This is a genomic window from Halomonas sp. BC2, assembly GCF_002078115.1.
Classification (GTDB): Bacteria; Pseudomonadota; Gammaproteobacteria; order Pseudomonadales; family Halomonadaceae; genus Vreelandella; species Vreelandella stevensii.
In genome coordinates this window covers 63,347-70,701 of sequence record NZ_LFGT01000016.1, presented here as the reverse complement: position 1 = coordinate 70,701, position 7,355 = coordinate 63,347, and the positions used below count along the sequence as shown (strand labels likewise).

8 protein-coding genes are annotated in these 7,355 nt (G+C 62.3%); 2 read left to right on the top strand and 6 right to left on the bottom strand.

Going from position 1 to position 7,355, the window contains the following annotated elements; genetic code table 11:
* Positions 1 to 15: 15 nt before the first annotated feature.
* Positions 16 to 105, top strand: a complete 90-nt coding sequence (locus B7L71_RS18035; protein ID WP_446497428.1) for a hypothetical protein — start codon at positions 16 to 18, stop codon at positions 103 to 105.
* Between the two features lie 4 nt (positions 106 to 109).
* Positions 110 to 310 (top strand): putative metalloprotease CJM1_0395 family protein, encoded by a 201-nt coding sequence (locus tag B7L71_RS17720; RefSeq protein ID WP_249273245.1) that lies wholly within the window; start codon positions 110 to 112, stop codon positions 308 to 310.
* A 58-nt stretch (positions 311 to 368) separates the two neighbouring features.
* On the opposite strand, the gene B7L71_RS11240 is transcribed toward B7L71_RS17720, so the two are convergent.
* The 6 genes from B7L71_RS11240 to phnE (B7L71_RS11215) form a co-directional block, all read right to left on the bottom strand.
* A complete protein-coding gene (locus B7L71_RS11240) occupies positions 369 to 2,084 on the bottom strand; it encodes a putative bifunctional diguanylate cyclase/phosphodiesterase (RefSeq protein WP_446497427.1) in 1,716 nt (571 codons plus the stop codon).
* A gap of 259 nt (positions 2,085 to 2,343) precedes the next feature.
* Complete coding sequence (locus B7L71_RS11235) at positions 2,344 to 4,287, bottom strand: methyl-accepting chemotaxis protein (protein WP_249273244.1); 1,944 nt, start codon at positions 4,285 to 4,287, stop codon at positions 2,344 to 2,346.
* A gap of 196 nt (positions 4,288 to 4,483) precedes the next feature.
* Entirely contained in the window at positions 4,484 to 4,963 is a 480-nt protein-coding gene (locus B7L71_RS11230; protein WP_081138017.1) for a C40 family peptidase, read from the bottom strand.
* A gap of 112 nt (positions 4,964 to 5,075) precedes the next feature.
* A complete protein-coding gene (locus B7L71_RS11225) occupies positions 5,076 to 5,705 on the bottom strand; it encodes a histidine phosphatase family protein (RefSeq protein ID WP_081138015.1) in 630 nt (209 codons plus the stop codon).
* Between the two features lie 12 nt (positions 5,706 to 5,717).
* A complete protein-coding gene (phnE, locus tag B7L71_RS11220) occupies positions 5,718 to 6,533 on the bottom strand; it encodes a phosphonate ABC transporter, permease protein PhnE (RefSeq protein WP_081138013.1) in 816 nt (271 codons plus the stop codon).
* Between the two features lie 34 nt (positions 6,534 to 6,567).
* Positions 6,568 to 7,355 (bottom strand): phosphonate ABC transporter, permease protein PhnE (gene phnE, locus B7L71_RS11215; protein ID WP_081138011.1); only part of this gene is annotated, 788 nt, incomplete at its 5' end.

Below are 7,355 nucleotides of genomic sequence, written 5' to 3'. Positions count from 1 at the left end.
ACTTACGAGTACGAAATCGGCCCTGATGGGCAGCGTTATGCGGTCGCGGGCGAAGTGTCCATCGACTATGGTCCCGGTGCCGGGCGCCCCCCAGGCCACCATTGAAAAAATGCAGACCGTCATCGCTGCCGCCCTTGCACCCGCCGACCCATCTCCCAAGGACCTTCAGGTGGCCGCCCAGGCACGCCAGTACCTGCTGGAAGCCCGCCTGGAAGCGGCCCGAGAGCAAAGCGAGATGAACCAGGCCCGCAGCGGCGACGGCACGGACCCGTCGGCCCCTGAGTCAGCCACTGCCGAACAGGCCGCTTGATCTCGACCACGACGTCAGTCACAGCCTCAACCACCGCCACTCCTCTTGACGCTTGGGTTCATTGCAGGCGGCTCAAGCCGTGCCAATCATCGCGTAGCGGCCACTGCTCGAGCCAGCCCGGCAACGCTTCCGGCGGCATCGGCCGAGCGATACCATAGCCCTGGGCCAGCTCGCAGCCCAGCACCATCAGCGCCCTGGCATGCTCCAGGGTTTCGACCCCTTCGGCCAGCATCGGCCGCTGGAAGCGGTTGGCCATGTAGATGACGCTTTCGACGATCGCCATGTCGTCGCGGTCCACCAGCATGTCACGCACGAAGCTTTGGTCGATCTTGATCAAGCTGACCGGCAGTTGGCGAAGATGGGTCAAGGACGAATAGCCAGTGCCAAAATCATCGATCGCAAAGCTGACCCCCAGCGCCTGACAGCGGGCCATGGTTTGCAGCGCGGCGGTCACATCGTGCATGGCCGCGCTTTCCAGTACTTCGAGCTTCAGCAGCGCAGGCGAGACCGTCGGATAGCGCGCCAACAGCGCCGCCAGGCGCTGGCTGAACTGGCTGGTCAGCAGGTGCGCAGGGCTGATGTTGACGTTGATGGGCAGGACGATGTTGGCCGTCTGCCAACTCGCCAGCTGGCGCAGCGCCTGCTCGATCACCCACTCGCCCAGGTCGATTTCCAGCGGCGTGGCGTCGATGGCGGGCAGGAACTGCCCCGGCGACAGCAGCCCGCGCTCGGGATGTTGCCAACGAATCAATGCCTCCACGCCGACGACCTGGCCACTGCGCATGTCCACCTGCGGCTGATAGTGCAGTCGCAGCTCATCGTGGTCCAGCGCATCCATGAAGCGTTGGCGCTGCTCATGACGAGCTTGTAGCAAACGGTCGTGATGGGGATCGAAAAAGTGGTGGGTGTCGCGGCCCCGTTGTTTGGCACGATACATGGCCTGGTTGGCATGACGCAGCAGCACATCCCCCTGCACATGATCGTGCGGGTAGCGCGTAATGCCGAGGCTAGCCGTCAGGTAAACCACCTGGCCTTCGACCATCAGCGGTTGGCGAATGGAGCCCAGCAGCTTCTCGAAGAAGACGTCATCGACCCCATGGTGCAGCAACAGGACGAATTCATCCCCACCAATGCGTGCCAGTACGTCATCACCAAACAGCTGGTGGCTAAGTCGCTGTGCAAACGCCGACAGCAGCGCATCCCCCACCGTCAATCCAAGGCGCTCGTTGATGGCTTGGAAGTGGTCGATATCCAGCGAGCATACCGCCAGCGTCTGCTGCTGGTTTTCCGCGTGCTGGATCGACTCCTGAATCAGTTGCGTCAACAGCTGCAGGTTGGGCAAACCGGTCAAGGCATCGAAATAGACCTCGCGGTTGAGGTGCCGAGCATGGGCAGGAATGGCAGACAGGTCTGCCAGCACCATGACATGGTGATCCACCCGCCCCTGGGTATCGCGGACGCGATTGATCGACAGCATGCCGGGATAGAATTGCCCATCATGGCTGCGGTAACTGACCTGGCTTTTACTGCGATCACGTAGCTGCAGCTCTTCACGCATCAAGCTTACGCTGCGCTGGTCGTCCAGCGGCAGGATACTGAACGCTTCCGGGGTCTTGCCGCGCACGTCTTCCAGCGCCAACCCCGTGAGCTCACTAAACGCCGGATTCACCTCTATGACCTGGTTATCGGCGTTGGTAATGATGATGGCTTCATTGGCATAGCGGAACGCCGACGCACTGGGCGAGGCAGCATCCTGAGTATCCAGGGTCGACATTGCCACACGCCACGCCGACGCCTGAGCGCCGGAAGCCATGGCGGGGTGAGGCAAAGACTGCTCCTTTGGGTCGTTCAAGGGCGGGCACATGCGTCTCTGCTCTCCTCGTCTAAACAGCGTGAATGTCATGACTTTTCGACATATTAACACCCTATTGACCGGCAGGGTGCTGGCAGCAACAGCGCTCTATCAACGCGCGCTAGAGCACAAAAAAGGGAGCCGGCGGCTCCCTGTGAAGGCATGCGTGCGGTCTTGTGATTCAGGCGTAGCGCAACGAGGGAACACGCGACGCATCGCCATCGCTCACCAAAAAGCGGCTGACCAACACCGACATTTCTTCGGCCTGATCGTCCAGTGAGCGGCTGGCCGTGGCCACCTGCTCGACCAGCGAGGCATTCTGCTGGGTGACGTCTTCCAACTGGGCCATGGCGTGGCTGATCTGCTCGACGCCCGCCGATTGCTCATGGCTGGCCGTAGCGATCTCATCCACCAGGACTGCCACCTGCTGAACCCGGGCGGCGATCTGCTCAAGCGTCTCGCTGGTGTCCACCACCAAGCGCTCGCCTTCGCCGATACGCTCCACGTTATTGCCAACCAAGCGACGAATCCGGCTGGCCTCTTCAGAACTACGACTGGCCAGCTTGCGTACTTCGTCGGCCACCACGGCAAAGCCACGCCCATGCTCACCCGCCCGTGCCGCTTCGACCGAGGCATTGAGCGCCAGCAGGTTGGTCTGGAAGGCGATATTGTCGATGGCTGCCACCATGGAGGTCACCTGCTCATTCGCCTGGTGAATCTGCTGCATGGCCTCCCGCGCCTGCAGCGCCACCTGAGTGGCCTCCTGAGCCTGATTCGCCACCTCACCGGTCATGCGCTGGGCCTGATGAGCATTATCGGCGTTCTGACGCACGGTGGCGGTCATCTGCTCCATGCTCGACGCGGTTTCCACCAGCGAGGCAGACTGCTCTTCGGTGCGCTGAGCCAAATCCTGGTTGCCTTGGGCGATTTCGTTACTGGCCACCGAGACCGACTGCGCCGAGCGCTTCATTTCCCCGATCAGCCGTTCGGTTTGTGCAGAGGCTTCATTGATGACGGTATACAGCCGAGAGAGCTCATCGCTACCGGGCACGGGCAGTCGTTGAGTCAAGTCATCGCCGCGCTCGGCAATACTGATCAGCGCCTGCTGTAACGGTAGCGTCATGGTCCGCACGACCCATAGCGCGAGCCCGATGGCGGTGAGCGATGCCAGCACCGCCATCGCCATATACTGCCACAGCGCCTGCTGAGCCGAGCCTTTGCGCCCAGCCGTTTCCTCGACGATGGCCGCCGCGACCTGGTCCTCGAGCGCCTTGAGACGACCGATCTTGACGGTTTGCCAGTCGAACCACTCTTCCGGGTTCACGTTGTAATCGCCGTTTTGCTGCAGCGCCAGTTCGCGACGGGCCAACACCCGCTCGATCTCAGGACCGCTCAGCGCAGCACTCAGAGCTTCGCGCTGGGCGTCATCCGACAGCACATAGGCACTCTCCAGAAACGCCCTTTCTTCGCCGACCAACGACAGCAAACGATGCTGCGTCGCCGGGGGCATGGCGTCTGCAGCAAAGACATTGGACAGCAGCGCACGCTCGATCCCCGCCAGGTCCTTGGCTTCCAGCAGGTTGTAATAAGCCGCTAACTGGCGGGTAATCCCGCCCTCTTCGGTCAGCTGGGCCAGTTCGCCGACCAGCGCCATCAGCGTGTTATTGAGCCCGGTGTAATGGGCCAGCGCATCGGCAGTGGCGATATCCAGTCGATCGATCTGTTGGCGCACCTGCGCTTGCTGCTGCCAGCGCTGCTCGATCGCTTCCAACTGGCGAGTGAGTCCGGCGCCCAGCAGCGTTTGGTCCAGCGTCTGGCGCTGCTCAAGGAAGGTCTCGGCGGCGTTATCGGTGGTCGGCCGCTGTTGGGCCAGCCGGTTCCCAAAGCTGGCCCCTTGGCTGCCTAAAAAGCCGGCGCTCATGCCGCGCTCCAACTGCATCTGGTGTACCCAGTGGCCCGCCTGCTGAGCCAATGCCGTGAGGGTCTGTAGGCGTTCGAGCTCATGGAAGGTATTTTTGCGATCCAGCGCTCCGCTGGCACCCAGCCAGCCCAGCGCCAACAGGGGAAGCAACAGCACCAGGGCAAACTTGTAGCGCATGGGCAGTCGGTGGAGTAGCTCTTTCATGGCAGTGCTTAGCCTCGATATGTCGTTCAGGGAGGTAAGCGGCGTGTTCGATATTATTAGCGTGCACATGCACATTGTAGGTGAAACTGGCCGCATTTTACCGCGGCACTTAAACCAGGTTAAGTGCGGATGAGTAAAACACGGCGAGTGTATAGCGGCCTCAGAAGAAAACCTTGACGTACATCAGGCTCGCCAATCAAGGCGCCAGTGAAGCCGCCCCCAAAAAGCGCTGCTGCCAGTAGTCGATATCCAGCGGAACGCTGACCACGGCACGGCCACTGCCCGGGGCATGGATCATCTGACGATTACCGCCATAAATGCCCACGTGGGTGGCCTTGCTGCCCTCGCCAAAGAAAAGCAGATCGCCTGGGCGGGGGGTATCGACCCGTGGCAGAGCACGGTACTGGCCGTCCGCCGTGCGGGGCACACGTAATCCGGCTGCGCGGTAGGTCATTTCGACCAGGCCAGAGCAGTCCAGACCATCCGGTGAGTTGCCGCCAAAGCGGTAAGGAATGCCGATGGATTGCTGGGCGTAAGAGAGAATCAGCGCACGCTCCAGTGACATGCCCCCTTGCACGGGCGGCTTGGCGGGTGGAGCCACGTCCTTGCTGGCGCAACCGGTCAGCACTAACAGCAGGGCCAGAGACAGGAGAGGATAAACGCGGGCAAACGGCATGGGGCACTCCTGAGAAACCTCGATAGGGTGTCTCTATCATGGCCCAGGTCACGCGTGCCCGCTAGCCGCCTATACGAGAGCGCATCCGTCAGGGCGTATCAGGCAACGCATCTCAGCGCCCGATCCACTCCACGAAGGTTGATTCGCCCAGCGCATGGCGCTCGTGGCGTAGTCGACTCATGGCGGCGTAAGGCAGGTCCATCACCAGCCCGTGGGTCAGCGGCTGGGCAATCACCTGACGCAGCAGCGCGTTGCAGACGAACAGATGCGCCACCACCAGCACGTGCTTGCCCGGCGGGCGGCTCAGCAGGCGCTGCCACGCTTCACTCACCCGGGCATCCAGCGCCGCCAGGCTTTCCCCTTCCGGCGGCGCTGCCGTGGTGGGATCGTGCCAGAAGGCGTTCATCAGCGCGTGCCCCTCCTCGACAAACACCTGGTCATGGGTCTTGCCTTCCCAGCGTCCCAGATAGAGCTCGGCCAGGTCATCGTCCACTTGCACGGGCAGGTCGAACTCCTCACCCAACCACAAGGCAAACTCATGGCAACGCGCCAGGGGGGAGCTGACGATGGCATCGAACGGCGGCCTGCCATCGACCGTGTGACGCATCACGGCCGCCGTGGCCTGCTGCCAACCGGTTTCGCTGAGGGGGTGGTCGGTGCTGCCGCGCAGCATGCGGCCACCCAGTGGCTCACCGTGGCGCATCAGGTCGATGGTCATGATGTCGGCATCAGGAAAGCGCATGGTATCTCCCGGTCAGATGATGGCGTGGCGCACGCGGGCAGAGACCCACTCGGACACCAGCACGGTGGCAAAGATCAGCACGAAGATGACGCTGACCTGGTTCCAGGCCAGGCTGTTGATCGAGGCGTTGAGCTGCAGCCCGATGCCGCCTGCGCCCACCAGGCCCAGCACCGTGGACTCACGAATGTTGATATCCCAGCGGTACACGCTGATACCGGCAAACGCGGGCATCACCTGGGGCAACACGCCGTAGTTCATGACCTGCAGGCGGCTGGCCCCGGTGGCGCTGATGGCCTCGACGGGCGTGGGGTGGATCTCTTCGATGGCTTCATAGAGCAGCTTGCCCACGAAGCCAATGGAGCGGAGCGCAATGGCAATGATGCCCGCCAGCACGCCGGGGCCGAGAATGGTCACCAGCAGCATCGCCCAGATCAGTGAGTTGATGGAGCGTGACGAAACGATGATGGTCAACGCCAGGCTGCGCACCAGCGGGTGGGGCGTCGTGTTGCGAGCCGCCAGAAAAGCCACCGGAAACGCCATGACGATGCCCAGCGCGGTGCCTAGCGTGGCGATGTTGAGGGTGTCCCACATGGGCTTCCAGAGGACGCTGGCATACTCCCAGTGGGGCGGCATCATGCGGTTGATCAGGTCACTGCCCTGGCGGCCAGCATCTTCCACGAACACCCACATGGTGTTGTCGGAGATCACTTTCCAGCAGAGCAGGAAAAGGCAGATACCTGCCAGCCAGGCCACATACTGGAGCCACTGGGCACGGGTGGTGCGCCGCTGCCACTGCGGCACGCCTTGGGGGGAACTCGAAACAGGCATGGAAATTTCCTTTACGGGTTAAGACATCGCAGCGCTACTGGGTCCAGCGGCGCACATGGCTGGAGGCGTATTCACTCATCAGCACGATGGCAATGATGATCAGCAGGATCGCCGCCGAGGTGCCGTATTCGTAACGGCTCAGCGAGGTGTTCAGCGTGGCGCCAATGCCCCCCGCGCCGACGATGCCGATCACCGACGATTCACGGAAATTGATGTCCAGACGGTACATGGAGAGCCCGATCAAGCGCGGCATCACCTGCGGCTGCACCGCATGGTTCATGGTTTGCCACCAGCTTGCCCCCGTGGCACGCACGGCTTCGACCTGTTTCCAGTCCAGGTCCTCGATATCTTCTGCCAACAGCTTGGCCATGAAACCGATGGTGGCGAAGGCCAGCGTCAGCATGCCCGCAAACGGCCCGAAGCCGAACATCACCACGAACAGAATGGCGATGATGATCTCCTGAAACGTCCGCGAGATGGCAATGATGGCGCGGCACAGGGTATAGATGGGCAGCGGGGCAATGTTGCGTGCCGCGCCCAGGCCTACCGGGATCGCCAGCAAGACGCCGATCACGGTGGAGGTCAGCGTCATGGTCAGGCTTTCCATCAGCCCGGCGATGATGTCGTTCTGGCGACTGAGGAAATCGGGCTGCAAAAAAGCCCCTAGAAAGTTGAGCGCTCGGCCGGAGCCTTCCGCCACCCGCGCCCAGTTGACCTGCACCGACGACAGCGCCAGCACCAGATACACCACCACACCGATGGCCAGGCCCCAGCGCAGCCGTGGGTTTTCGATCAGCGGCAAACGCCGCCACTGACCCTGGC